Here is a 24,100-nt window from a genome sequence, read left to right as displayed (position 1 = left end):
ATTAAAGAACTTGAGAACCATCAAATAAACGGATCAGACGATGCGTCTTGTGAGCCATATTTTCATCATGGGTAACCATGACGATCGTAGTGCCTTCTTGTTTGTTCAAGTCAATCAGGATATCCATAATTTCATTTCCCATTGCACTGTCAAGGTTTCCGGTTGGCTCATCGGCCAGAATAATCTGTGGTGATCCGACTATTGCGCGTGCAATGGCTACCCGCTGACGCTGTCCTCCGGACAATTGTGTAGTGAAATGCTTTAATCTGTTGCTCAGGCCTACTTTTTCGAGTGCTGCGGTTGCCATAGCCTTACGTTCTTTCTCTGTAGAATTACGGTATAATAATGGGAGCGCTACATTATCCAGTACCTGTAAATCATTGATCAAATGATAGCTTTGAAAGATAAAGCCTATCTTTTGATTCCTGAATTTCGCTAATTGCTGATCTGATAAGTTTTTTGTATCCTGATTATCAATTCTGATACTACTTCCCTTCGAAGGATCATCCAATAAGCCTATGATATTCAGCAGTGTGCTTTTTCCGCAACCAGATGGCCCCATAATAGACAGAAACTCGCCTTTCGCTATATCCAGGTTTATCCCGTTAACTGCAAGGGTTTCAACTGTATCAGTGCGATACACTTTCTCAATGTTTTGTAAACGTATCATATTGTATAGTTAGTGATTAAGATTTAGTTGTAGGTAATTTTTTTATTGTTTTCGAAATCGTATAATGACAGGTATCTCAATTGATAATAAGAGCCCCAGAAGTCTCTTAAAGAACCTACATAATCTCTTTTTGCTCTGTCATTTTCCTGAAACGCAATGCTGAGCTCGGTAATGGTCAGATCGCCTAAAACGTAACGTTCTCTTGCAATCTGATACTTTTCTGAGGCAATCTGTTCCGCACTTGCGGTAAGTGCCATTTGCTCTTTCATCATATTAAACAGGGTTACCTGGGTTACAATCTGCTGTTTAAAAATTTGTTTGTCTTGCTCTACTGCGTAGACTGTAAACTGCTCATTAGCCTGTGCAGTTTTAGTACGGGATTTGGAACGTCCCCAATCCAGCACAGGGACAGTTAATTGTAATTGTACGGATTGCTGACTCTTTGGAGAACGATAAACATCCGGAATGTTTCCTGCAGTATTTGAAAAGCCAAGATTTGCATTTAAAGTTGCATTGAGGCCACTTTGTCCTTTGGCTTTAGCGACGTCTCTTTTTGCTTCTGCAAGTCTTCTTACAAAAGCAATGGCGTCAGATCTGTTTTCAAAGGCTTCTGTAAGAACTTTGTCTGTTGAGACAGTCATTTTACTGGCTGCGGCAGGGATGTCAAGGGTAATCCTGACGTCTCCTTCCATGCCGATATAACTGCGTAAATTTAATGTGGCAATTTCCATATCGCGCTTCGCAGTACCTGCAGATTTTTGAGCATTTAACTCTTCAAGCTGTAATTGAAGGATCTCGTTCCGGGCTATTTTTCCAAGTTCAAAATTTAGCATTGGCTACTTTCATTATTTTCTGTGTATTGCTTAGATTGGTGCTCGCAATACCCAGGTTTACCTGTGCCAGCAACAAGTCAAAAAAGTAGCCATTAACGGTTACAGCAATCTGCTCCTGTGCTTCAATATAAGCTTGCTTACTCTCATTGAATTTAAGTGGTTCTATCTTTTTATCCCATTTTAAATGATTGAATTGAAACAGGGGCTGTGTAAAACCTATCCCGTAAGGGATACCATTGTACAATACGTTATTTCTATCAAAATCATCAAAACGCTGCAATTGGGTTTTTCCATAAATTGTGGCTCCCGTTGGGGTAATCGTCTGACTGAAATTCATGGTTAATGAGGAGTTGTCATTATGAATAGGCTGAAATTCTATAGTACCGTTAGGCTGTAATACCTGTGTGTAAGTTTTATTATAGCCCGGCAAGATTCCTTCTAAGGCCAATTGAGGCTGATAATTAGATTTGTAAGTCCTGAATTCCCAATTGGTTTCTTTAACTGTAATTGCTTGTTTTGCTGCAATTGAATTTGCTTTGGCCATTGCTATAGCCTGAGGCAGGGCAAGTTTTATCGTGTCATTGCCATTGCTTCCTATAGCTCTTGCAGTATAGAGTGACCAGAAAAAGAGCAGAATAAATTTCATGATTGCGTTCTCTTAACGATTTAATTGATAATGGAAATTTCTGCTGAGTTCTTATAAGCATTCATATCAGACGTGATAATGACTTCACCAGGTTTTAGTCCACTGATAATCTCTATATAGTCGAAATTATTCAATCCGGTTTTTACGGTTCTGCGTTGGGCTTTTCCTTTGCTGATTACGAAAATATCCTGCTGATTTGATCCTTTAAATGCCGGGCCGTTGGCCACACGGATCACTCCATTCCTTACAGCTGTGACCAGAAATAAATCGACTTTCATATTTGGTCTTAACTGCTTATTATTTCTTTCGTCCAGCTGTACTTCAAAAGAGACGATTCCATTATTATTTACAGCGGGGGATATATTTACGATATGTCCTCGGAGCTGAGTTTCGTTGAGCCGGATAATAGCTGGCATGTTGCCGTGCAACTGATCGAGCAGGTTATCGGACATGCTTCCAGCCACTTTGAAACTTCCCAGATCTGCTATTTTTGCTAAAGCTTCACCTTCTTTGATACTTGCACCAATATTTTTGTTTACCCAGGTAATTACACCATTCCGGGTAGCAATTACATTGGCTAAGTCAAGTTTTCTTTTGAGTGCGGTCTGGTCATTTTTTTGAATGGCTAAGGCGATTTCAGCTTCTCTGATCTCGATTTTCATGGTCTGCTGCTTGTTTTTGATCTCATTTTCAAGCTGCTGTTTTTTTTTCAGTTCAGCTACTTTAAGGTTTAGTTCTGCCTGCTCAATATTCTCTTTGGTCCCTCCACCGGCTTTATATAGTTTTTTGGTATTGGAAACCGCATCAATCAGGTTACTGATGCGAAGCTGTTTGATACTATTATTATTTTATGTCATAAAAGCTTTTCTCCAGGTCCAGCTTCAGCTTGCGGATTTCGTTCTCTTTTGATTCTATCTGAAATTTCAATTTATCGAAATCTGTTTGTGCAGCAGATTTATCCAGTGTAAGAATAGATTGGCCGGCGGTAATTTTATTCCCGGCGTCCATAATTACATTTCTGATAGATGCATTGATCGGACTGGTTAAGACTTCTTCAAACTCAGGCAGGATTTCACCAGTTGCATTGATGGTGTTTTCAATATTTCCTTTTTCTGCAATTGCTGTAGTAAATTCCGCTTTAGTTAATGAAGGTTTAAAGTATGTACGTATGATCCAGATGCCTGCAACCACTGCTGTTAAGCAAATAATACTTATCAGAATCATTTTCTTCTTTTTATGTGCATTAACTTCTTCGGTAATGATCGTATCCATCTAAATTCTTTTGAATAGGGCTTTGCAAGAGGGGTGCCATTAGTAATTATTTGGTAATCAGATATTTGGATTTGTTGTTTAAAATAGAATGCCCGATATCGAACGTTCTGTTGGATATCGGACATTTTATCGGGACTTGTGCAGTCCAGACAGAAATCTGTACACAAAATGGAATATGTATTCCGGTTTATGTACCTTTGCAATTCCATTTAAGCTATGATGATGAATAAGAAAGAGCAAATTCTGAATGCTACGTTGAAATTAATTGTGCAGAAAGGTATTGAGTCCACTCCAATGTCTGAAATTGCAAAAGCAGCTGATACAGGTATGGGCGCTATATATAACTATTTTCCTAATAAAGAAGCTTTAGTAAACGAGCTATATTTTCACTTAAAAAACAAAAGAGTCAGCTATAATTGCCCATGGATATGACAACAGCCTTTCTGTTAAACAGAGATTTGTCTATTTATGGAAAAAAATGATCCATTATTTTCTTGCTGAACCATTGGATTTTATGTTTCTGGAGCAATTTTATTATTCTCCATCCATTGACCAGATAGCTAAGCATAATGGGGGAGTTTGTATCTTAAGGACCTTGATCAGGTGTATTTAGATGGTCAGGCACAACAAATAATGAAAGACGGAGACATTAAAGAGTGGATCGGTTTTACAAGTGGCTCTATGGTCTCTCTGGTGAAATTACATCACAGTAATTATATTCATCTGAAAGAAGAAACGATCAATAACTATATCCAGGCGGCCTGGGATGCTATAAAAAGCTAAAAACCCTTTGTTTGAGGAATGAATATTCCAATTTAGACGGTTTAATCATGAGACATAAAATAGCTTATATTGGCTGTCTCAGCCTTATTGGAATGATTACGACCGAATTTGGCGTAATTGGAATACTCCCCTCATTGGCAGATTATTATCATATCAGTATATTGATAAAGCAGGTATGCTGCTCAGTGCTTATGCAATGGTTGTGGCTCTTGCCGGGCCTTTTATGACCATGTTCGCATCTGGATTTAACAGGAAATACCTCATGACATTAACGATGGTCATATTCCTGATATCGTATCATCATCGCTTGCACCGCCATTTTGGTTATTGATGACAGTCGGGGTTTTACCAGCATTTCTTCACCTGGTGTTAGTCTCAACAGCTGTGGCTGCGGCGACTAGGGATGGATGAAAAGACGATCAGCCTGATGCTGTTATTGTTTGGGTTAACAGGGGTCGCAGGGAATTTTGTTGCAGGTAAACTATTAACGAAAAATATAACCAGGATAACGGCTGTGTTTCTGATTGGGCTAATAGCGGTGTCTGTGCCACTTTATTTTTCGGGATCAGTGTCTGTAGCGACTGTCTTGTTAATAGCTGTCTGGGGATTTTTACAGACGCCATGTTTTCTTACTTCACAGGCATACATGATAGAAACTGCACCAGAAGCTACTGAATTTGCAAACAGCATATCCCATTTCAGCCTGAAAATCTATATCAGAAAATGGAGAATATCTGGCTGGAACATTCCTTGAAATAACCGGAAATATTTACATCCGCAGCGGGAGTATTTTGAAAAAAGTAAGTATAGTAAATTAATAATTATATATTTGCAGCCTTGAAAAGATTTGAAGTTAGCTGCATTAAAGGGAAGTAATTTTCTGGTCAGCAACACTAAATTCTTCTGAAGAAAATGGTCAATTGGAACAAAAGGCTCGTCTTTTTGGCTAAGATTGATTTATAACATAAACCTTTTCTTGTTTGCTCAGTAGAACTACTGATGAAATAGTTAAAGATAGTTATGTTTTAAATTGGCAAAAATAAATAAATTGTTTTCGGTGGTTAAATCTTTTTTTAGAAGCTAAATATAATCAACTGAAAAAGCCTTAAGCCTATTGCTGAAAGGCTTTTAAATTTTTAAAGACAACCCAAATGCTAAATTTTGTTCTCTTTGGCCCACCGGGTGCAGGCAAAGGCACCCAATCACAAAAATTGATTGATCGTTATCAGTTGATACATATTTCTACAGGTGATCTTTTCAGAGCACACATCAGTAACCAAAGTCCACTGGGACAACAGGTAAGTAGTGCGCTTATTGCGGACGGACAGCTTGTTCCGGATGAGATTACGATTGCGATGCTGGAAGAAGAAGTAGATAAGAATCCTGATGCTAAAGGATTTATCTTTGACGGTTTCCCGAGAACAGTAGCTCAGGCAGCAGCATTGGATGAATTTTTAGAAAGTAAAGGAAGTTCTATCGCAGTTGTAATTGCATTAGATGTTGACCAGGGCGAACTGACAAAAAGGATTGCTGAACGTCAGAAATTAACTAACAGAGTTGATGATCAGGCAGACAAATTGCAAAAAAGAATTGATGAGTATTTTAGCAAAACTATTCATGTTTTGCCTTATTACGAAGCACAGAATAAACTTAAAAAAGTGAACGGCATCGGTCAGATCGATGACATCTTTAATGAGTTATGTGCAGTGCTTGATAAATATTAATTAAAATAATATAATTAATAGCGGGACGAATGTAAGTTCTTCCCGCTATTTTTATTGGTAAGAAAAAAAAAAAAAAGTATGTCACAGGGTTCGAATTTTGTAGATTACGTTAAGATATGCTGCCGTTCAGGAAAGGGAGGGTCAGGTTCTTCACATTTACACCGTGATAAGATGACCTCAACTGGTGGTCCTGATGGTGGTGATGGTGGAAGAGGCGGACATATTATTCTGAGAGGGAATGCCCAGTTCTGGACCCTTTTACACTTAAAATACCGTAAACATATTCTTGCCACAGATGGCGGACCTGGTTCAAGTTCAACCAGTACCGGTAAATCTGGTAAAGATGAATATCTGGATGTTCCTCTTGGAACTATAGCTAAAGATGCCGAAACTGGAGAAGATCTTTTTGAAATCACAGAAGATGGGCAAACTGAAATCCTGACAGCAGGAGGAAGGGGAGGTCTTGGAAACTGGCATTTCAAAACATCTACACTACAAACACCACGTTTTGCACAACCTGGAGAGTCGGGTACAGAACAATGGGTGGTGCTTGAATTAAAAGTTTTAGCTGATGTGTTGGTTTAGTTGGTTTCCCTAATGCTGGAAAATCTACTTTACTTTCTGTGGTTTCTGCAGCCAAACCAGAAATCGCTGATTACCCTTTTACAACTCTTGTTCCTAACTTAGGTATCGTGTCTTACCGTTCTAACAGATCGTTTGTAATGGCTGATATTCCTGGTATTATTGAAGGGGCTTCAAAAGGAAAAGGTTTAGGATATCGCTTCTTGCGTCATATTGAACGTAATTCGGTACTCTTATTCATGGTTCCTGCCGATACAAACAGAACGATCACAGAAGAGTACGAAATTCTTAAATCCGAATTACTGGACTATAATCCAGAGCTGATGCAAAAACCTCATTTACTGGCGATCACTAAATCGGATATGCTGGATGATGAGCTGGTAGCTGAAATTAAGAAAGATTTACCTGCAAATATTCCATCTGTATTTATTTCTTCAGTTGCACAAAAAGGGCTTGTTGAGTTAAAGGATATGATATGGCAGGCGATCGATGCTGACCAGACCTCTCTTTTGCCAAAATAAATTTTCCGATTTTTGTTGAATTATTTGTTATTATTCTTAATTATTTTTAAATTAGGGTTAACAATCAGTGCCTTAACGTTTGCTCTTCTAATTCGTCTATAGTTACCCAGAATAGAATTTCTCCTGCAAATATTTTTATGGGCACAGATTTTGTAAATCTTCAATTTAAATTTATAATGTATGGATAAGAGATCATTTTATTTCCTTTTTACGGTTGTAGCCGCTTCGATGCTAATTTTAGGCACTTATAAAATCACAAAGAAAAAAGTGCATAGCGCAAATACACATACCCAGGCTACTAAAGTCATCAAGTAAGACCTGCCATTTTTAAATGGCGGGTCTTACATCTGCAGCGTATGCTATTCAAAAGGCAAAACTAGTCTATCAGCTGGATTGCAGTACTATAATCTATTTTACCATTTGGTGTTAAGGGAACCGATTCAACAAATTTAACCTTTACCATACTGGGATGAAGATTCAGTTTTTCTTTAAGAACTAACTTTACCTTTTCAGGGGCTAATTCTTCATTTAAATGAAGTACCATAATTGATTTATCTTCAATCCCCATACAAACAAAGGTTTCGCCACCCAATGCATTTTTAAGAATCAGTTCTACTTCGTCGAGGTTCATCCGGGTACCAAATAATTTAACAATCCGTTTGATCCTTCCGATAATATAATAGTACCCATCATCATCTTTTCTACCTACATCACCTGTTTGCAGACGGGCGCTATGTTCAAACGCAGTTAAATCTTCTGGTCTTTTGGCATAACCACCAAAAATATTAGGACCAAGATAAATCAGTTCATTACTGTCGGGATCAATCTCAAAACTTCCATTTTTAATTGGTATCCCAATCGATGTGTTTTTAGTGAACAGATCTTCAGGTGGAAGATAAGCCATACGTCCGGCTGCTTCTGTTTGCCCATACATCACAAAAAAAACTGTGTTTTATGTTTTTTTTACCGTGCTCTCAGCAAGAACCTGAACAAGGGTATGGTTAAGAATTCCTCCGGTCTGAGTCATGTATCTTAACGAAGGATATTCTTTTTTGAAAAAACCAATGCGGTTGAGCATTTCATAAACATAAGGGACACCCCCGATAGAGGTACATTGATATTTCTCAAAGTCTTCCCAGAAGGTTTTCTGTAAGATATCTCTGTTGGTACAAATCATTTTTCCACCTGCAATACAGTTACTGGTAAAAATGGATAATCCATAGACGAAAATAATCGGGACGTTAAGTGGTGTTACATCTGTTTCTTTGATAGGGAGGAATTCCAATATGGAATATGCATTCTGCACTAAATTATCTTCAGATAACTTTACAAATTTTGGAGAGCCGGTAGTTCCTGAAGTACTTAGTAATAATTTAAGCTCCTCATGCACCGGATAGTCTGGTTCTGACTGGTTTTTAAACAATTGAATTCTTGACGATGCTTCGTAAAGATTAAAGCCTTCAACCGCTGTTCTTGTTTTGTAGGGTCATAGATATAATAAGGCTGATAGAGCTGTTCCAGTTCAAGCTTAAACTGGATATCCAGTTGCGGGCTTAATAAGCTCACTGTAAAACGGCTTTGCAGGAAGTTCAAAAAGACTTCTACAGAGCCGATCATATTATCTGTATACAAGAAAACAACGGCTTTTTTATCCTCAATCGCTATAGATTGGTGAAACTCATTAATGCCATAGGATGTATCCGTTAAGGCATCAATATAAACCAGATTTTTATTGCTTCGTATTAAATCATAAAGTCTCATAGGTTGTGTTTTTTTTAGAATAGGGGCTTTTTTAATTAAGCCTCGACACCATATTTCTTTAATCGTGTGATCACATTGGTGACATCAGTCATTTCAAGTAAATCTTCTGTTTCTATAGTAATTGAATATTTAGATTCCAGTTCTGCAATAAGAATCATATGCGACATGGAATCCCATTCAGGAACGCTCTGGTAAGCTAAATCATCCGTGATCTGATCATTGGGGAGTGCTAAAGCAGTAGAGAAAACTTCTTGTAATTTTGGTGACATTTTCATATTATTTTTTTTTTTTGGTATAATGATTAAGACCAGATGATGGTCATCTATTTTAAACTTTTGTTTTCTTCCAGTCACCTTTTCTGAAGATGATAATACAAGCGATAGCCAGAACCAGTTCTGAAGTTAGAATCGCAATAAAGACGCCTTTAGTTCCCCAGTTCATATTTATCCCAAGGAACCAGGCTAAGGGAAGCTGGGTGATATAAAACATAAGTATATACAGCAAAGTCAATTGTTTTACATTGCCGGCAGCATTCAGTGCTCTGGAAATGACCATGGTATACCCTAGTAAAATATAAGCAATGGACAGGTATTGAATATACATGACCCCGCTTTGAAGTATCCCGGGCACTGTAGTAAATATGCCAATGACATCCTTAGCAAAAAACAGCCAGAATAATGCGACCAGGCTTAAAAAGCACATGTTGAACATGCCCGCTCTCCATACCGCGTTTGTTCTGCACGTTCAGGTTGTTTAGCCCCCATGTTCTGCCCGGTCAGCACACCAGCAGCATTCCCAATTCCCCATGCTGGCATTGTAGCTACTGAAGCTACTCGCTGGGCAATAATATATCCTGCAAAAGCATCTGCTCCAAAATGTGTAATAATCTTTGTCATAATCAGCCAGCTGGATGAAGGGATCAGGTATTGGAAAGTGCCTGCAAAGCCTAATCGTAGTATACTTCTTACAATTTCTGGTACAAAAACCAATTGTGCCTTTTTGATTACAATAATAGTTTTGCCCCAGATCAGATACCAGAATTGATAAATAATACCTATGACCCGGGCAATAACAGTAGCTAATGCGACCCCGGTCAGACCAAAGGCCGGAATAATTCCCCAGCCAAAAATCAGGATAGGACATAAGATAATATTGATCAGGTTGGAAACCCATAAGTTTCGCATCGCCATAGCAGCGTCTCCTGCTCCACGAAAAATACCATTTAAACAGCATTCTGAGGATCAGTAAAAAAACACTGCCTAACATGAGCTGAGAGAATAAGTGGCCATTGATAATCAAATGATCGGGAGCACCTACCGCATGTAAGACTTCCTGTGAGAAAATACATAACAGAATAGCAATGAAACCACCAATACATACGCCTACATAGATAGCCTGCATGGCAGTAGAACCCGCACTTTCAAATTTAGCTTCCCCAACACGTCTGGCTATAATAGTGGATGCGGCAATACTTAATCCCATGGCCACAGAATAAGCTACTGCGGTTATGGACTGAGTGATCCCAACAATGAGAATGGCATCGGCACCAAGCTTACTGACAAAAAATATATTCACGAAAACAAAAAGTGACTCCATGGTCAGCTCCAGAACCATGGGCACGGACAACAATACAATTGCCCTGTTAATTCCGCCAGTAGTGAATTTTTTCTCCGTGCCTTGTAAAGCCTGCCATAGCAGCAGCAGAATTGACCGCGTCTGCAAGATTATTTATTGTCTTCATTAATTTTCTTTTAAAATTGCAGACTCAGCAGCTTTGAACTGGGTAAGCGGATTGTTTAACGCACCACTTTTAAATGATCTTGCAAATCCGGTTGTTTCTTTATATCCGTTAAACAAACGCTGACTGTTGATATTAAGACGTTTAAAATGCGGAACAAATAAATTATACCTTTCAAATTTGGCATTCAGTTCCTGGTGTTCATCCTGATAGCTTTGTACAACATTATACACACATCTCCAGAAGGATTTTTCATCATAACCAGCAGAAGTTTCGAAGATGTCGCCCAAATACCTGAAGAAGGCTTCGAATACTCCAATAAGGATAACCAGTGGTACGTTTTCCGGGTTAGATGACAGGATCATATTCTCTGAAAAGTCTTTAGGTAGTTTTTCCTGAGCCTCTTCATTCAATAAGATATCACCTGCAAAATCTTTCAGAACAATACGGACAGGAACATAATTCTCCAATACGAGGATGACATTTTCTCCATGTGATTGACACAAACAGCATGCTGGTAATAGATATGCAACAGCGGTTTGAGGTAAGCATTCAGATAACTCATTAACCACTGCTCTGCAGAAAGGCCTGATTTTTCTATAAGCTCTGCCACAAAGCTTTTTCCAGTATCATCTATGTATAACAAGGAAGCCATAGTCATTAGCCGTTCTCCCTGTTTCAGAAATTTACCCGGACTCTCACGCCATAATACACCAAGATACTCGTTGTATTGAAATGGCGGATCTGTAATTTCCGTATAATTAGGATGTAAATAACCAATAGTTGCAACCTCACCTAATAGAATCAGACCAAGATCCTGGAGATACTGGTCATTTAATAATATACTTCTAAGCCATGCGGTTAAACGCGGGGCGATTGCCAGTTGTTTTGGTGGTAATCCTCTTACCGTACCTGTATTTAAGATAGAAATCGCTGTTTTGACGTAGTGTTTATCAGGATGGCTCAGGTTAAAAAAAGTCCTGATGCTCTGTTGAGGGAGTATATATCGTCACCAGCTTCTAAAGGTATAAGCATTTGGTTTGCAATGTCAGATGCAAACAAAATAAGCAGTTTATTATTCCACTGCCATTCGTGCACCGGCATAAATAAGTAGTCTGAAGGAATTACATTCTTGCCGGATAAAATTTCGGCGAATTTATTTAGTTTTTCTTTTCCTAATTCAGCTTCGAAAAATTCCTGCTCATTAATCTCATCGACTGCTTTAAAAGCAGCGCGGCTTTTATGGACGGCAATCCATAAAAGCTTAATAGTTTTATTGGATTCAGGAGCATATTCCAGGTAATCTGCATGGTTGAAATCAAGTCTGCCTTTATTGACTATAATCCAGGGATGTCCATCCATTTGATGCTCAATAGTCTGATAATCTGCGTCAGCGAGCGTACCAACTGCGATACGGCCTTTCGACTGAATAAAGGCATCTGCGTATAAAGTATGCAGAATTTCTTCTATGTAATGAGCTAATGTAAATGATGAGTTAAGGCCGAAACTTTGCTGCTGTTCAATAAAAAAAGCGGGAACATCTGTTGCTGGTTTCTCTTTCCCATTTTCATGTTTTTTAATGGAAGGTTTTAGAATGTGCCAGTAATCCAGCATCCGCGGATAAGCTGAAAATGTATAGTAGATGTTTTCATGATCGGTATTCAACCTGAAATGAATCAGGCCTTCTTCAGTTTTACTGATGATCTGCGGAAGGGCAACCTGTTCGTGCATTAATTCTGTAAGCGTTTTAGCAAACAGATTCAGGTTCACTTTTTCCCATATAGTGATATTCAGGGGTTCTACGCTCCCTGTTAAATTTGTTGTTTTCATTTTGAGATGATTTTGGTTGTGGGCTACAAATATTTGCTTATACTTTTTTAGTACTAAGCTCGGATACCAGCTCATTTCGGAAATCTTTGGCAGCAGGGAATTTAGCCCAATACCACTCCCGGTAACAAAAATTCAAATTTGCTTTCTTGTCTGGTAGTTCTATTACCCTTTCAATTTTGAAGCCTACATGTGCCTTGTTCATAATAGAAGCCATTGAATCTACCGACCCTTCACCTACCATCTTTCCAACCTTTGGCTCAGCGAAGACAAAATCAAGTATAGATTGTGTAGATGGTGAAGCATATTTTAATTTCGGATCAACCGGGGCGATGAACTGATGTGTACCATAATCAGTTGATAGTGCATCATAGTAACCGGAAAGTAAATCGCGGCAGGCCCAGTACACTTCGAAGTTAAAAGTTGGTACACCATTAGCTTCTCCGATATAGCTGTTTACGACATCCCCCGCAAGTAATGTGCGGTAAAAGGTTTCCAGTTCACGGATCGGCCAGTTCATTTTCCAGATTTTTAAGGCATGTTCACGGTGAAACCACTCGTGCAGCATTTCAAGATCACGGTCAAGGTCTAAAGGACGAATAGTAATTTCAACATCTTCTTTAGCAAAATAACGGCTGAACACAACCTCTTTACCTTCAGGTTTAATCAGTCTTTGGAGAAAACCTTTTTATTTAATGGATTAGGAAAATCTTTATAAATAGCAGGATGGGTTCTTGGTGCACTGGCTTCATCCATATTGTTCAGGTTAGTAAGCAAATTACCTTTAACAGTCAGTTTGGTACTGTGGAGCAAATGAGCAACAAGTCCTGTTGTATCAGCTTCTTCCTCTGCCCAATAAGCATCATAAAGCAAACTGATCAGCGTCTGTTCATCAGCAAGCTTACTTCTGCCTAGAGCATTAACAAGGCCTAGCAAGTGATTGACCAGTAAATAGTAGCTATGAAAATTAATTAGTCTGGGCTCTGCAATGAAAGATCTGCTGTCTATACCGTAATCAGGGATAACCGTATAAAGTTCTTCTACTTTTTTCCCTGGCGGAAAAAATAACCCTGATTGTCTCTGAAATGAAGTTTTGAAGGGAAAAGATCTTCATCAAATTCAACCAGCATGTTCTGCTGATGATATTCCCCGCCTAATCCGTATTTATTAAAAATACCTACCAGCGGTTTGATGGTGATTTTTAGATATTGACTAAACCAGGCAAGTGCAGTCTCTTCTGCTGATTTATTCCGGCGTTTTGCAGCTTCTTCAATCAGGTTCAGCATTCTTGGTGCCTGCCCTAATATTCCATCCTGAGATAGAGAAGCTACTAAACCAACATTCTTTTTTGCGGCTTCTGCTCTGAAAGGATTCTGACGGATACTGGTACTAAAACCATCAATAACCTGCCCTTTATAGCTAACCATGATAAAGGCCGGATCAGTGATGAAATTTATTTCAGGAAAATCCTTTTGTATACCCTGACCCCATGATGTTTTTTTAACAAAACACTTGCATCATAACCACGATGTAATTCATGTGGGTAATTCACGCGGAAAGAATTTGTAATCTTTACATGCAGAGAGAATTTATACATCCATTCACTTTCTGCATTGTATACCGTACGAACAGATGATGTTGCAGTGAATAATGGACCGAATTTGCCAAGAAGACTAAGTAAAAGTCCATCTGATTGCATTTCTTTAACCTCTGCCAGGTTTAACAGATAGTCAGCTTCCCAGGGATGTACAGGAACTACTGTCCAGTCCGGATATTGTTGTATGATATTTTTTACAGCATCATTGCCATGGGTTATTATCTCATTTCTTAACTGAGTTGTTGTCAGTTCTTTTTCAGAAGTTTTTTCAGTTACATTTTGAGGATGAATCAGAAAATAATGCAGATGAAATTGTCCTCCTGTTTCCGGAGAATACTGAGCAAGTTCTCTTTCTGTAAAACCTTCTCTGCTTTTTGGCAAAGGATGTACACTGTGCCCCAGAATCAGAGATTGTTCGGCCTCAATAAATGATAACTCAGGCTGATTAGCTGTTCGGTTGTTTTCTTGAAAATTAAACAGGTAGCCTCTTAAATTGCTGATACTGTTTTCCAGACGCCCAAGGGTAATTTCAGGATCAACATCAGGATAACTGTCTTTTGCAAATTCAGCTATTAACCCGAGAAACCGCTTTGGATCTATTTCACGAATAACATCAGTTTCACAATTACGTTCCACAACGGGGAAAAAGAAAGAATGAACTCCGCTGTCCGAGAAATAAGCAAGTGGTGCAAATACTTCTATTCCTATGCTGGTAAAATCAAATCTTAAAAACGAGGTATAACCGGTCGACTGCATAAAATCAGCGAGGGCTACATCGTATTTCGGAATACCTTCATAATGGCTCCAGTTGTTAAACTCGCGGCAGCAGCAATTGATCAGGGATTTGAAATTAACTTGTTCCGCCTGCTTACGCAACTCGGTTAAGTCGAATTTGGTGTTTGTAGTTTTCATATTGTAATAGATGTAGGGTAAATTTTTCTCAAAAAAATCGAGCTTCTTTTAAATTATCTGTAGTCAATTTGTTTAATTATATCAATTATTCTTATTTAGATCGATTAAAATTAATGTGGTAAAACCTATTTATAATAATTATAAATAACAAGTAAAACTTTGCTCAACGACCGAATTAGTTAAATAGTATCTACAAATACGAAAACAAGAATTCCTTGCTGTAATCCCTAGGGATAACCTATTCATTTTAATTTTATTGATTAGCTTTGACTCCTGATGAAGTCATATCTAAATCTTTTCGATTTTTCTCAAAAGATTAATTATAAAGTAGAAATTCTTGCTGGTTTGACGGTTGCGATGACCATGATTCCAGAATCCTTATCTTTTGCTATTCTTGGCGGATTTCCTCCATTGGTGGGATTATATGCGGCTTTTATTATGGGGTTATTTACCGCAGTTTTTGGAGGCAGACCGGGTATGGTATCAGGAGGTGCAGGTGCCACTGTAATTGTGCTTATTGCATTAATGAAATCTCATGGTATAGATTATGTCTTTGCTGCTGTTGCTTTAGCCGGGTTAATACAAATATTGGTAGGGATTTTTAAGCTGGGTAAATTCATCAGGCTTGTACCACAACCCGTCATGTTTGGTTTTGTAAACGGTTTGGCAATCATTATTTTTATGTCACAGCTCGAGCAATTCAAAACGGTGATTAATGGACATGCTGTATGGCTTTCGGGTAATCCGCTTTGGATTATGCTGGGCCTGGTGTCCTTGACAATAGCGATTGTGGTTTTACTTCCTAAGCTAACTAAAGCTGTTCCTTCATCATTGGTGGCTATAATCGTTGTATTTGTTATTGTCTTAATTGCGGGAATTGATACTAAGATCGTAAGGAATATTGCTGCGGTAAGCGGTGGTTTTCCTCCTTTTCATATTCCTTCTGTTCCCCTTAATCTGAATACACTTCGTGTGATTTTTCCATTTGCATTGATTATGGCGGGTGTAGGTTTAACAGAAGGGTTACTAACTCTTAATCTAGTCGATGAAATTACAGAGACAAAAGGAAACAGCAGCAGAGAATGTATTGCGCAGGGTGGGGCTAATATTTTGAACGGGTTCTTTTTTGGAATGGGAGGGTGCCCAATGATCGCACAGACATTGGTTATTGGTTAATCTTTCTGCTGGTGCAAGAGCCCGTCTGTCAGGTATTATTGCGGCCTTAACTATTCTCATCATTATCATCTGGGGTGCCCCGATTATTGAAAGAGTGCCAATGGCAGCATTGGTAGGGGTTATGATTATGGTTGCGATAGGTACTTTTGAATGGATGAGTTTCCGGATTATTAACAAGATGCCCAAACAAGATGTTTTTGTAGGGATATTGGTTGCTGCAATAACAGTCTGGTTGCATAACCTGGCTTTGGCAGTTCTTATTGGAGTAATTTTATCTGCGCTCTTTTTTGCGTGGGAAAGCTCTAAGCGTATGCGTGTCAATAAGTATCTGGATACTGAAGGAGCTGTGCATTACGAGTTATTCGGGCCTCTGTTTTTTGGATCGGTGACTACATTCAATGAAAAATTTGATATTTCCTCAGATCCTCAGCGGGTAATTATAGATTTTAAAGAGAGCAGAATTGCAGATATGTCTGCTATTGATGCTATTAATAAATTTAACGAAACGTTATCTTGAAACCAACAGGGTTTTGCACCTTAAGCACCTGAGTGCTGATTGCAGAAGATTATTAAAAGATGCTGAATCGGTGATTGAAGTTAATATTTTAGAAGATCCGAAATACCTTATTGCCACAGATAGAAAATAAAACTATGATAATCAGGAAAAAAGAAAAAAAAAAAGAAAACTGCTAAGAATGCTCTTTATTTGGGAAGGATCTGTCTTACCTCAGATTCTTTTCCGTCTTATACTTTTATTGCTGATCTCTATAATCATAGTTTATTGTCGCGGTTCGGTTTTTAATTATAAAATACAACTAAACCCCGGACCATTCACGCTTTTTGGTATTGCATTGGCCATATTCTTTGGTTTTAGAAATAATGTAAGCTATGAGCGGTTTTGGGAAGGCAGAAAACTTTGGGGATCTCTGTTAAATACAACAAGGTCTCTGACAAGACAGGTGCAAACTTTTGCTGGCGAAAAAGATCGTAAAGGAGTAGATGATGAATTTGTTAATTTACTAATCTCATTTACTTACGCACTTAAACATCAGCTGCGCCATTCAGATGCTACGATTGATATCACCAGAATTTCGGGCTCATTATTAGCTGATAAACTAAAACCCGCAATTTATAAGCCTGCTATGTTGCTTAAAGAAATGGGAGGGTGGGTGAAAAGCCGGAAATTGAATGGAGATTTTGATTCTATTCTTGCAGCTAGCTTTGACCAGAATTTAAATGAATTATCGAATATTCTGGGCGGATGTGAGCGGATTGTCAGTACACCAATTCCATATACCTATAAAGTATTATTGCACCGTACTGTTTATATCTATTGTTTTTTACTGCCATTTGGCTTTGTTGATAGTTTAGGCTGGATGATGCCAGTTATCGTTGTCTTTATAGCTTACACTTTTGTTGCCTTAGAAGCAGTGGCAGATGAGCTGGAAGATCCTTTCGGATTGGAACCAAATGACCTTGCCCTGAATTCGTTGTGTACGATGATAGAAACTACTTTACTGGAGATGTCTGAGCGTGAAATTTCTGTATCGACGACTGAGAAGGGCTATATACTGGACTAATCTTTTTATCAGAAATAATCACAATAACTGTTTTTAATTTGCGTTTAATTTTTTGGTTGCTTATGGTAATTACGATTTTATAACATATTATTGTTAAAAAATGTTAATTATCCGACGGTAAATGATGTTTTTATGATATTTGAATAGTAAACAGGTCGTTCTAGGTCTTTATTCGTACGAATAAATTCATAATCAGGTCAGTTAAGCAGTTTTTTTTTTCTCTAATATTCAGAAAATGGACAGTTTGTAAAACTGGCTCAGTTTTTATATATATGATATGCGTATCTATACAGATACATAAAAGGAAAACCCGTTCATACAGGTTTATATTTGGTTAGAAAAGGGATGTGTCTGGATGGAACATCCCTTTCTTTTTTTTTTCTTCGAAATTGTCATAGTAAGTGAAATCTTTTGTGATCAATCCATCCTCAATGGTAAAGATCGTGCAAATGGGTAATTCAAATTTAGAGTTGTCAGGTGCTGTTCCAGTTGAAATAAATTCTACGATTATATTTTTTTCTCCTGAAGGGTAGATATTTAATATTTTGTCTTTAAGATCTGGAAATGTCTGGTTCAATTCCCGATATTTTTTAATTGTTTGCTCTCTTTCTTTTTTCACAATCTGCTGACCTAAAGATGGATCTTTAAATTCTGCTACTTCAGTATACATATTCGCCATTTTTGTCCAGTCATGATTATTGAAATGTTCAAAATAATTTCTTATTAACTTTTCGTTTTTACTTTGTTCCATACTTTTTTGAGTTACGTTGTGACAAGAAAATAATATTGAAGCTGTTAAAAAAAACGTTATTATGTGTTTCATAGCTCAGGAGGATTAGTTTTTTATCGTTAATTTAATTAATTTTCAGGTAATCTTCAAAATAGAAAAAAAGAGCCCGTATCATTTTTGATTAATGATACGGGCTCTTTTTTCTATTTTGAAGATTTAATAATTAGATACCATTGGCCAGGGTCAGAATCTGAGGAACTCCATCAGTTACCAGAATGGTATGTTCGTGTTGTGCGACAAAACCACCTTTTTTCCTTTTAGCGTCCAGCCATCTGCCTGCTCAACAGCTATACTTGATGTTGTGGCAATAAAAGTCTCTATGGCTACAGTTGAATTTTTCTTAAACCTTTGTGTATTGTATTTATCATAACAATTCAGAATACAGTCTGGTGATTCGTGAAGGCTTCTTCCTACACCATGACCAGCTAAATTGCGTATAACTGTAAAACCTTGTTTTCTAGCTTCAGTTTCTATCAGACGACCGATATCAGCAATTTTGAAACCACCTCTTATTTTGCTGATTGCTTTATATAAAATATCCCTTGAAGCATCAACTAGAGGTTGATGATTATTAATGTCTTCTCCAAGAACAAAAGAACCACCATTATCGGCCCAGAAACCATCAAGCTCAGCGCGGAGACATCAATATTAACCAAATCACCATTTGCAAGGATTTTGTCTTCTGCAGGGATACCATGTGCTGCTTCGTTATTAAGACTGATACAAGTCCATCCCGGGAAACCATAAGTCAGTTTTGGAGCAGATTTTGCACCATAATCAGCTAATATTTTACCCCCAAAGTCATCCAGTTCTTTAGTAGATATACCTGGTCTAGCAAATTCACGCATTTGCTTAAGCGTATTTGCAACAGCTTCGCTTACGCGTTGCATTCCTTGTAATTCGTCTGCTGATGTGATTGACATATGAGCTATTTATCGTTGATTAATAATTTGTATACAAAGGTACAGTAATTCTCTAAAAGGGATTCTGCTCTGGCTGGTTTTAGTTTCATGGAATAATCAAATTTCATGTTACAGCTGGTTCCTGGTAATTTTTCCTTTGAGAATAAATAATCGTTTAATTGAACTCTTATCCAGGATTGTATCCCCAATGTAATCCGGGTTTGCTGCGCGGAGTATATAATTTTATCTGGTGTTGTATGCTGAAAAAGCAATTTGACGGTACTAATGTTATTTGCACTTTCGTCTGCCATGATCAAATATGCTTCTCCCCACTGAATGATGTCTTTATTGACCACTTCTCTGATTGCTATAATCTCTCCGCTTGAATATTTTGGATACATGCTATCTCCATATACCGGCAGGTAGGCATCACAGTCGTTAAAAGGTCTGAAATTTACATAGTACTCTGGTTTCTCTTTTAAGAAATTAAGTTCTCCTGATGAATAATCTGAAGGATTAACGTTAATAAAAGGAACCCCTTGTTGTGATTCTGTATTGTTTTTTATGGCTTCTTTAAGTGCATCACCTCCTGAGAATATTTTTCCCACGCCAGTGGCCAGCCAGGTTTCATTGATATGATAATGTTTTACTACATCTTCAGAGAGTCTTTTACCAATCATTCTTGATCCATTTTCTATAGGCGAGAAGTTGTTTACGTGTTTTGCTATCGGACTGTAAAATTCCTGAAGCGTCATTTTCTTTGCTAACCTGATTTCTTTTAATCTTGGTCCGAAATTTTTTCTTTGATTATCAGTCATATGTCTAATTGAGAAAATTAATTACTAATGCTTGTTAATTATATATTAGCTGTAAATTATCTTTACTTTATAATTTATTGCAATATACGACATAAAATTCTTTTAAAGTATGTTGTTAGAATTATTATTTATTCATTGTTATTAATTTATTTAGAAATCAATGTAAGGATAACGCGAATTTCAAATCATAGTGATAAATAACAGAATAAATTTAAACAGCTACTAAGTTGATATTTTTATAACTTTGGTTGCATCAAATAACTAGCATATATGTATAAAACACTGCAACCTGTTCTTAAACAGGAATTAGAACAAATAGAAAAAGACGGATTATACAAACGGGAAAGAGTAATCATAACTCCTCAGGGAGCTGATATCAAAGTAAGTACAGGTCAGGAAGTGGTGAATTTTTGTGCCAATAATAACTACCTTGGGTTATCTTCGGATCCCCGGGTAACTGCCGCTGCAAAAGATGCGATTGATAAATATGGTTACGGAATGTCTTCTGTTCGTTTTATCTGTGGAACTCAGGATATACATAAGGAATTGGAACAAAAACTTTCTGAATTTCTGGGTACTGAAGATACTATTCTGTATGCAGCAGCTTTTGATGCAAATGGCGGAGTATTCGAGCCTTTATTTAACGATCAGGATGCGATCATTTCTGATGAACTGAACCATGCATCAATCATTGACGGCGTGCGTTTGTGTAAAGCAAAGCGTTTCCGTTACAAACATAGTGATATGGCAGATCTGGAAGAGCAGCTTAAAGCAGCAGCTGATTGCCGTCACAGAATCATCGTTACTGACGGTGCATTTTCTATGGACGGAACTATTGCACAGCTGGATAAAATATGCGACCTGGCAGATAAGTATGAAGCATTGGTTATGATTGATGAATCTCACTGTTCCGGATTTATGGGGAAAACAGGAAGAGGAACTCATGAGCATTGCGGAGTAATCGATAGAATAGATATTATCACAGGTACTTTAGGTAAGGCTCTTGGAGGTGCTTCAGGAGGTTTCACTGCTGGTAAAAAAGAAATTATTGATATGCTGCGTCAGCGTTCAAGACCATATTTGTTTTCTAATACGCTGGCTCCGGCAATTGCAGGTGCTTCTGTTGCAGTTCTTGAATTGTTAAATGAAAGTACAGCACTTAGAGATAAATTAGAACATAATACACTTTATTTCCGCCAGAAAATGACGGAAGCAGGATTTGATATCAAAGAAGGAATTCACCCGATTGTACCGGTGATGTTATATGATGCGAAACTTGCACAGGAATTCGCAGCAAAAATGCTGGATGAAGGAATTTACGTTATTGGATTTTACTATCCGGTTGTTCCTCAGGGTAAAGCACGTATTCGTGTACAGCTTTCTGCTGGCCATGAACAACATCACATTGATAAAGCAATTGCTGCTTTTGTTAAAGTTGGTAAAGAGTTGAAAGTGATTTCTTAGTCTATTCTGTATATACTAACATAGGCCGTCATTCTTTATAAAGGAATGACGGTTTCTTTTTTTAACGTCAAATATCTGTCCTTTCCATTTTGCGATTTGCCGGTTATTAAGATATTAATGAAATAGCTGTATATTTGGCATCATGTTGCAAGCTAAAATCACAGAATATACTACAGAAATAAATGCATTTTCTACAGAAAATGCAGACGAATTAGAGCAGTTCAGAATTAAATTCCTTGGAACAAAGGGAATTATAAAAGATATTTTTTTGATGAATTTAAAGCAGTATCTCCGGAAGAAAAGAGAACGCTTGGAAAAGTCCTGAACGAGTTTAAACAACTCGCTGAAGCAAAGTATCAGACACTTAAAGAATCGGATAGTACAGAACTGACCAGAAAAGATGCTGGTTTAGATTTAACACTTCCGGGTGCTGGTTTTGAAGTTGGTGCACGCCATCCTCTGGCTTTTAGTAAGAGAAATCGTCGATATTTTTAGTAAACTGGGATTTGTTGTAGCTGAGGGACCTGAAATAGAAGATGACTGGCATAACTTTTCTGCCCTGAATTTTCCTGAAGAACACCCGGCAAGAGATATGCAGGATACCTTTTTCATTAAGAAAGGTGGAGAAAATGGTGATATCGCGCTAAGAACACATACTTCTTCTGTGCAGGTAAGAATGATGGAAGCAGGAAAACCTCCTTTCAGAGCTTTAATGCCAGGACGTGTTTATCGTAATGAAGCTATTTCTGCAAGAGCTCATTGTTTCTTTCACCAGGTAGAAGGTTTATATGTTGATGAGAATGTCTCATTCGCAGATCTGAAACAAACGCTGTTTTATTTTGTACAGGAATTATACGGTGAAGGTACTAAAGTGCGTTTCCGTCCATCATACTTCCCTTTTACAGAACCTTCTGCAGAAATGGATATCTCCTGTACAATTTGTAAAGGTGCAGGTTGTCAACTATGTAAAATATAGTGGATGGGTAGAAATATTAGGTTGCGGTATGGTAGATCCAAATGTTCTGGAAAACTGTGGTATCGATAGTAAAAAATATAGTGGTTTTGCATTCGGAATGGGTATTGAACGGATTGCAAACCTGAAATTTGAAATCAAAGACTTACGTTTGTTTTCAGAAAACGATCAGCGTTTCCTGAAACAATTCAAAACGTCTCTGATTTAATCTCTTTTAATTTAATCATATGGGTAAAATTGCGGGCTTTCTTTTAGTGCTTTTTCTATTTTCTGCTTGCGGAAAAGAAACTAACCAGGTGCCTAATGTAGCTGTAAACCTGAGTGGTTTTTTTTTTTACTCCGGGACAATTGTCAGATCTAAAAGCTAAGGGCGCAATTTTTATCGATGGTTATGGCGTTGCCGGTATTGTTATTGGCTATAACATAGATGCAGGGGGTGGAGGTTATACTTACAAAGCTTTTGACCGTTGCAGTACTGTAAACCCCGAAAACAGATGATGTGCGTGACTTTAGAGAACGCCTATACCTTAGATGATCCATGTTCAGGAGCAAAATATTCACTATTGGATGGCAATCCTTCAAAAGCACCAGCTAAAATAGCATTGAGACAATATACTATATCCATTTCAGGAAATAATTACCGAGTAACTAATTGATGGAACCAGAAAAAATTAAAGAGAGCATCATTAGAGCTGCCAAAGAATTATTCAGAAAGTATGGTTATCATAAGACCAGCGTAAATGAGATTGCAAAAAAAGCAAGGATAGCCAAAGCAACTATTTATAAATATTTTGAAAGCAAGGAACAAGTTCTGGATGCCATTCTGATGGATTATCTTGACCTGAACCTGCATGAGATCTTAAAAAACAAAGCCCAGTTCGTAGATGAAGAAGAACATTTGAAGGCTTTGGTTATGAAAACATGCAGACTCACCTATACCGTTTGCAACGAATTTATAGGGTGGGACTTTGTTAGAGAAAATGCCAATTCACAAGAATTCCTTAAACATCTTTCAGATCAGCTGGAATCATTACTGCTTTCCGCTTATCTTGGATTAGATCATTTTAAGAACAATCCTTCCAGAAGAGAAGGACTGGCCTTTTTATTAAAGGCTAGTAAAAGTATCGTCTTTTCTTTTGCCTTCACCTCTGTGAGTGACTCGGATGTTCGTAAGAACTTTGTGAGTTTCCAGAAAGAAATGCTGCCCTTTTTAGTAAAAGCTGCCCTTTAAGCCTTTTGATACCAATAAACAATCTGTTGATAATTTGTTAACATAAAGTATATATACCAATTTGGTTTTCGGTATATAAACATCTATATTTACTTTGTAACATCATTTACAATGAGCAAAGAGGTTTTAGAGATTTCGATATTGGTAGATGAGAAGTTCGATGTCAGCTTTAACCTTGAAGGAGGCCTTTTTGGATTAATCTTAAAGGTTTTCGGAATTAAAAACTGACATGCTGATTTCTTAAGGGTGGCTGTAATTAAACTTCCATGATGAAATTGCTATGCCTGAATTATCTGTTGA

At 37.7% G+C, this 24,100-nt stretch carries 31 protein-coding genes and 6 pseudogenes; 15 read left to right on the top strand and 22 right to left on the bottom strand.

What is annotated here, in order from left to right:
• Position 1 precedes the first annotated feature (1 nt).
• From ACWYN3_RS21480 to ACWYN3_RS21460, 5 genes are read right to left on the bottom strand one after another with little or no spacing between them, the layout of a single operon-like run.
• Positions 2-670 carry an ABC transporter ATP-binding protein gene (locus ACWYN3_RS21480; RefSeq protein ID WP_456216272.1) on the bottom strand — a complete coding sequence of 223 codons (669 nt, stop codon included), beginning with the start codon at positions 668-670 and terminating at the stop codon, positions 2-4.
• A gap of 23 nt (positions 671-693) precedes the next feature.
• Positions 694-1,503, bottom strand: a complete 810-nt coding sequence (locus ACWYN3_RS21475) for a TolC family protein (protein WP_456216271.1) — start codon at positions 1,501-1,503, stop codon at positions 694-696.
• Positions 1,490-2,149, bottom strand: a complete 660-nt coding sequence (locus ACWYN3_RS21470) for a TolC family protein (protein WP_456216270.1) — start codon at positions 2,147-2,149, stop codon at positions 1,490-1,492. Before ACWYN3_RS21470 ends, ACWYN3_RS21475 begins: the two co-directional genes overlap by 14 nt.
• 20 nt (positions 2,150-2,169) lie before the next feature.
• Positions 2,170-2,958 carry an efflux RND transporter periplasmic adaptor subunit gene (locus ACWYN3_RS21465; RefSeq protein ID WP_456223103.1) on the bottom strand — a complete coding sequence of 263 codons (789 nt, stop codon included), beginning with the start codon at positions 2,956-2,958 and terminating at the stop codon, positions 2,170-2,172.
• Between the two features lie 34 nt (positions 2,959-2,992).
• On the bottom strand, positions 2,993-3,421 hold the full coding sequence (locus tag ACWYN3_RS21460) for a hypothetical protein (protein ID WP_456216269.1): 429 nt from the start codon (positions 3,419-3,421) through the stop codon (positions 2,993-2,995).
• Between the two features lie 216 nt (positions 3,422-3,637).
• Between ACWYN3_RS21460 and ACWYN3_RS21455 the strand changes: the two genes are divergently transcribed.
• The 7 genes and pseudogenes from ACWYN3_RS21455 (at position 3,638) to ACWYN3_RS21425 (ending at position 7,346) form a co-directional block, all read left to right on the top strand.
• Positions 3,638-3,853 (top strand): TetR/AcrR family transcriptional regulator, encoded by a 216-nt coding sequence (locus ACWYN3_RS21455; protein ID WP_456216268.1) that lies wholly within the window; start codon positions 3,638-3,640, stop codon positions 3,851-3,853.
• A gap of 147 nt (positions 3,854-4,000) precedes the next feature.
• A complete protein-coding gene (locus tag ACWYN3_RS21450; protein WP_456216267.1) occupies positions 4,001-4,204 on the top strand; it encodes a hypothetical protein in 204 nt (67 codons plus the stop codon).
• A 175-nt stretch (positions 4,205-4,379) separates the two neighbouring features.
• The gene (locus ACWYN3_RS21445; protein ID WP_456216266.1) at positions 4,380-4,535 is read left to right on the top strand and encodes a hypothetical protein; all 156 of its coding nucleotides are present in this window, start codon (positions 4,380-4,382) and stop codon (positions 4,533-4,535) included.
• A 72-nt stretch (positions 4,536-4,607) separates the two neighbouring features.
• On the top strand, positions 4,608-4,958 hold the full coding sequence (locus ACWYN3_RS21440) for an MFS transporter (protein ID WP_456216265.1): 351 nt from the start codon (positions 4,608-4,610) through the stop codon (positions 4,956-4,958).
• A 397-nt stretch (positions 4,959-5,355) separates the two neighbouring features.
• Positions 5,356-5,928, top strand: coding sequence for an adenylate kinase (locus tag ACWYN3_RS21435; RefSeq protein WP_456216264.1), 573 nt, complete (start codon positions 5,356-5,358; stop codon positions 5,926-5,928).
• Between the two features lie 78 nt (positions 5,929-6,006).
• A pseudogene (gene obgE / locus ACWYN3_RS21430) lies at positions 6,007-7,031 on the top strand (GTPase ObgE).
• A gap of 180 nt (positions 7,032-7,211) precedes the next feature.
• A complete protein-coding gene (locus ACWYN3_RS21425) occupies positions 7,212-7,346 on the top strand; it encodes a hypothetical protein (protein ID WP_456216263.1) in 135 nt (44 codons plus the stop codon).
• Between the two features lie 61 nt (positions 7,347-7,407).
• On the opposite strand, the gene ACWYN3_RS21420 is transcribed toward ACWYN3_RS21425, so the two are convergent.
• From ACWYN3_RS21420 to ACWYN3_RS21360, 13 genes and pseudogenes are all read right to left on the bottom strand, one after another.
• Entirely contained in the window at positions 7,408-7,965 is a 558-nt protein-coding gene (locus tag ACWYN3_RS21420) for a hypothetical protein (protein WP_456216262.1), read from the bottom strand.
• Between the two features lie 18 nt (positions 7,966-7,983).
• Positions 7,984-8,454 (bottom strand): AMP-binding protein, encoded by a 471-nt coding sequence (locus tag ACWYN3_RS21415; RefSeq protein ID WP_456216261.1) that lies wholly within the window; start codon positions 8,452-8,454, stop codon positions 7,984-7,986.
• Positions 8,394-8,792, bottom strand: a complete 399-nt coding sequence (locus ACWYN3_RS21410) for a hypothetical protein (RefSeq protein WP_456216260.1) — start codon at positions 8,790-8,792, stop codon at positions 8,394-8,396. Before ACWYN3_RS21410 ends, ACWYN3_RS21415 begins: the two co-directional genes overlap by 61 nt.
• Before the next feature lie 35 nt (positions 8,793-8,827).
• The gene (locus ACWYN3_RS21405) at positions 8,828-9,061 is read right to left on the bottom strand and encodes an acyl carrier protein (protein WP_456216259.1); all 234 of its coding nucleotides are present in this window, start codon (positions 9,059-9,061) and stop codon (positions 8,828-8,830) included.
• A gap of 58 nt (positions 9,062-9,119) precedes the next feature.
• On the bottom strand, positions 9,120-9,503 hold the full coding sequence (locus ACWYN3_RS21400; RefSeq protein ID WP_456216258.1) for an MATE family efflux transporter: 384 nt from the start codon (positions 9,501-9,503) through the stop codon (positions 9,120-9,122).
• Positions 9,482-9,976 carry an MATE family efflux transporter gene (locus ACWYN3_RS21395; protein WP_456216257.1) on the bottom strand — a complete coding sequence of 165 codons (495 nt, stop codon included), beginning with the start codon at positions 9,974-9,976 and terminating at the stop codon, positions 9,482-9,484. The genes ACWYN3_RS21400 and ACWYN3_RS21395 overlap by 22 nt, the downstream gene beginning before the upstream one ends.
• Positions 9,977-10,025: 49 nt before the next feature.
• Positions 10,026-10,406: pseudogene (locus ACWYN3_RS21390) on the bottom strand (MATE family efflux transporter); the annotation flags it as partial.
• 126 nt (positions 10,407-10,532) lie between these two features.
• Complete coding sequence (locus ACWYN3_RS21385) at positions 10,533-11,036, bottom strand: IucA/IucC family C-terminal-domain containing protein (RefSeq protein WP_456216256.1); 504 nt, start codon at positions 11,034-11,036, stop codon at positions 10,533-10,535.
• Positions 10,967-11,892, bottom strand: a pseudogene (locus ACWYN3_RS21380) (IucA/IucC family protein). Before ACWYN3_RS21380 ends, ACWYN3_RS21385 begins: the two are co-directional and overlap by 70 nt.
• 505 nt (positions 11,893-12,397) lie before the next feature.
• Complete coding sequence (locus ACWYN3_RS21375) at positions 12,398-13,000, bottom strand: GNAT family N-acetyltransferase (protein ID WP_456216255.1); 603 nt, start codon at positions 12,998-13,000, stop codon at positions 12,398-12,400.
• A 23-nt stretch (positions 13,001-13,023) separates the two neighbouring features.
• Positions 13,024-13,329 (bottom strand): ferric iron reductase, encoded by a 306-nt coding sequence (locus ACWYN3_RS21370; RefSeq protein ID WP_456223102.1) that lies wholly within the window; start codon positions 13,327-13,329, stop codon positions 13,024-13,026.
• Between the two features lie 68 nt (positions 13,330-13,397).
• Positions 13,398-13,784: an IucA/IucC family C-terminal-domain containing protein gene (locus ACWYN3_RS21365; RefSeq protein ID WP_456216254.1), complete on the bottom strand. Its 387-nt coding sequence runs from the start codon at positions 13,782-13,784 to the stop codon at positions 13,398-13,400.
• A gap of 26 nt (positions 13,785-13,810) precedes the next feature.
• Positions 13,811-14,866, bottom strand: a complete 1,056-nt coding sequence (locus ACWYN3_RS21360; protein WP_456216253.1) for an IucA/IucC family protein — start codon at positions 14,864-14,866, stop codon at positions 13,811-13,813.
• 276 nt (positions 14,867-15,142) lie between these two features.
• On the opposite strand from ACWYN3_RS21360, the pseudogene ACWYN3_RS21355 reads away from it, so the two are divergent.
• Both ACWYN3_RS21355 and ACWYN3_RS21350 read left to right on the top strand, forming a co-directional pair.
• Positions 15,143-16,689: pseudogene (locus tag ACWYN3_RS21355) on the top strand (SulP family inorganic anion transporter).
• A gap of 33 nt (positions 16,690-16,722) precedes the next feature.
• A pseudogene (locus ACWYN3_RS21350) lies at positions 16,723-17,622 on the top strand (bestrophin family protein); the annotation flags it as partial.
• 334 nt (positions 17,623-17,956) lie between these two features.
• Here the strand turns inward: ACWYN3_RS21350 and ACWYN3_RS21345 are convergent.
• From ACWYN3_RS21345 to ACWYN3_RS21330, 4 genes are all read right to left on the bottom strand, one after another.
• Positions 17,957-18,373, bottom strand: a complete 417-nt coding sequence (locus ACWYN3_RS21345; protein WP_456216252.1) for a nuclear transport factor 2 family protein — start codon at positions 18,371-18,373, stop codon at positions 17,957-17,959.
• A 246-nt stretch (positions 18,374-18,619) separates the two neighbouring features.
• Positions 18,620-18,988 carry a M24 family metallopeptidase gene (locus ACWYN3_RS21340; protein WP_456223101.1) on the bottom strand — a complete coding sequence of 123 codons (369 nt, stop codon included), beginning with the start codon at positions 18,986-18,988 and terminating at the stop codon, positions 18,620-18,622.
• Positions 18,967-19,335 (bottom strand): M24 family metallopeptidase, encoded by a 369-nt coding sequence (locus ACWYN3_RS21335; RefSeq protein WP_456216251.1) that lies wholly within the window; start codon positions 19,333-19,335, stop codon positions 18,967-18,969. The genes ACWYN3_RS21340 and ACWYN3_RS21335 overlap by 22 nt, the downstream gene beginning before the upstream one ends.
• Positions 19,336-19,340: 5 nt before the next feature.
• Positions 19,341-20,132 carry a LexA family transcriptional regulator gene (locus tag ACWYN3_RS21330; protein ID WP_456216250.1) on the bottom strand — a complete coding sequence of 264 codons (792 nt, stop codon included), beginning with the start codon at positions 20,130-20,132 and terminating at the stop codon, positions 19,341-19,343.
• Between the two features lie 270 nt (positions 20,133-20,402).
• Here ACWYN3_RS21330 and kbl point away from each other — a divergent pair, with 270 nt between their 5' ends.
• The 6 genes and pseudogenes from kbl to ACWYN3_RS21300 all read left to right on the top strand — a co-directional run bounded on the left by kbl (position 20,403) and on the right by ACWYN3_RS21300 (position 24,028).
• Positions 20,403-21,596, top strand: a complete 1,194-nt coding sequence (kbl, locus tag ACWYN3_RS21325; RefSeq protein ID WP_456216249.1) for a glycine C-acetyltransferase — start codon at positions 20,403-20,405, stop codon at positions 21,594-21,596.
• Between the two features lie 142 nt (positions 21,597-21,738).
• Positions 21,739-22,777 (top strand): annotated as a pseudogene (gene pheS / locus ACWYN3_RS21320) (phenylalanine--tRNA ligase subunit alpha).
• Positions 22,778-22,917: 140 nt separating this feature from the next.
• Complete coding sequence (locus ACWYN3_RS21315; protein WP_456216248.1) at positions 22,918-23,067, top strand: hypothetical protein; 150 nt, start codon at positions 22,918-22,920, stop codon at positions 23,065-23,067.
• A 5-nt stretch (positions 23,068-23,072) separates the two neighbouring features.
• Positions 23,073-23,225 carry a hypothetical protein gene (locus tag ACWYN3_RS21310; RefSeq protein WP_456216247.1) on the top strand — a complete coding sequence of 51 codons (153 nt, stop codon included), beginning with the start codon at positions 23,073-23,075 and terminating at the stop codon, positions 23,223-23,225.
• Positions 23,225-23,800 carry a TetR/AcrR family transcriptional regulator gene (locus ACWYN3_RS21305; RefSeq protein ID WP_068406893.1) on the top strand — a complete coding sequence of 192 codons (576 nt, stop codon included), beginning with the start codon at positions 23,225-23,227 and terminating at the stop codon, positions 23,798-23,800. The genes ACWYN3_RS21310 and ACWYN3_RS21305 overlap by 1 nt, the downstream gene beginning before the upstream one ends.
• Before the next feature lie 111 nt (positions 23,801-23,911).
• Entirely contained in the window at positions 23,912-24,028 is a 117-nt protein-coding gene (locus tag ACWYN3_RS21300) for a phenylalanyl-tRNA synthetase subunit alpha (protein ID WP_456216246.1), read from the top strand.
• Positions 24,029-24,100: the final 72 nt, after the last annotated feature.

It is taken from the genome of Pedobacter sp. NJ-S-72 (assembly GCF_053890575.1).
Note: the sequence above shows the minus strand (reverse complement) of the source record. Positions and strands in the feature narration are given on the sequence as shown.

Bases quoted from the DNA above. Each gene is read 5' to 3' on its own strand.
- ACWYN3_RS21330 (WP_456216250.1), bottom strand. From the start codon at position 20,132: ATGACTGATAATCAAAGAAAAAATTTCGGACCAAGATTAAAAGAAATC.
- ACWYN3_RS21300 (WP_456216246.1), top strand. From the start codon at position 23,912: ATGAGCAAAGAGGTTTTAGAGATTTCGATATTGGTAGATGAGAAGTTC.
- ACWYN3_RS21480 (WP_456216272.1), bottom strand. From the start codon at position 670: ATGATACGTTTACAAAACATTGAGAAAGTGTATCGCACTGATACAGTT.
- ACWYN3_RS21360 (WP_456216253.1), bottom strand. From the start codon at position 14,866: ATGAAAACTACAAACACCAAATTCGACTTAACCGAGTTGCGTAAGCAG.
- ACWYN3_RS21420 (WP_456216262.1), bottom strand. From the start codon at position 7,965: ATGTATGGGCAAACAGAAGCAGCCGGACGTATGGCTTATCTTCCACCT.
- ACWYN3_RS21425 (WP_456216263.1), top strand. From the start codon at position 7,212: ATGGATAAGAGATCATTTTATTTCCTTTTTACGGTTGTAGCCGCTTCG.
- ACWYN3_RS21410 (WP_456216260.1), bottom strand. From the start codon at position 8,792: ATGAGACTTTATGATTTAATACGAAGCAATAAAAATCTGGTTTATATT.
- ACWYN3_RS21440 (WP_456216265.1), top strand. From the start codon at position 4,608: ATGGATGAAAAGACGATCAGCCTGATGCTGTTATTGTTTGGGTTAACA.
- ACWYN3_RS21455 (WP_456216268.1), top strand. From the start codon at position 3,638: ATGATGATGAATAAGAAAGAGCAAATTCTGAATGCTACGTTGAAATTA.
- ACWYN3_RS21475 (WP_456216271.1), bottom strand. From the start codon at position 1,503: ATGCTAAATTTTGAACTTGGAAAAATAGCCCGGAACGAGATCCTTCAA.
- ACWYN3_RS21470 (WP_456216270.1), bottom strand. From the start codon at position 2,149: ATGAAATTTATTCTGCTCTTTTTCTGGTCACTCTATACTGCAAGAGCT.
- ACWYN3_RS21400 (WP_456216258.1), bottom strand. From the start codon at position 9,503: ATGTTCAACATGTGCTTTTTAAGCCTGGTCGCATTATTCTGGCTGTTT.
- ACWYN3_RS21335 (WP_456216251.1), bottom strand. From the start codon at position 19,335: ATGTCAATCACATCAGCAGACGAATTACAAGGAATGCAACGCGTAAGC.
- kbl (WP_456216249.1), top strand. From the start codon at position 20,403: ATGTATAAAACACTGCAACCTGTTCTTAAACAGGAATTAGAACAAATA.
- ACWYN3_RS21460 (WP_456216269.1), bottom strand. From the start codon at position 3,421: ATGGATACGATCATTACCGAAGAAGTTAATGCACATAAAAAGAAGAAA.
- ACWYN3_RS21345 (WP_456216252.1), bottom strand. From the start codon at position 18,373: ATGGAACAAAGTAAAAACGAAAAGTTAATAAGAAATTATTTTGAACAT.
- ACWYN3_RS21305 (WP_068406893.1), top strand. From the start codon at position 23,225: ATGGAACCAGAAAAAATTAAAGAGAGCATCATTAGAGCTGCCAAAGAA.
- ACWYN3_RS21365 (WP_456216254.1), bottom strand. From the start codon at position 13,784: ATGGTTAGCTATAAAGGGCAGGTTATTGATGGTTTTAGTACCAGTATC.
- ACWYN3_RS21435 (WP_456216264.1), top strand. From the start codon at position 5,356: ATGCTAAATTTTGTTCTCTTTGGCCCACCGGGTGCAGGCAAAGGCACC.
- ACWYN3_RS21395 (WP_456216257.1), bottom strand. From the start codon at position 9,976: ATGCGAAACTTATGGGTTTCCAACCTGATCAATATTATCTTATGTCCT.
- ACWYN3_RS21405 (WP_456216259.1), bottom strand. From the start codon at position 9,061: ATGTCACCAAAATTACAAGAAGTTTTCTCTACTGCTTTAGCACTCCCC.
- ACWYN3_RS21445 (WP_456216266.1), top strand. From the start codon at position 4,380: ATGCTGCTCAGTGCTTATGCAATGGTTGTGGCTCTTGCCGGGCCTTTT.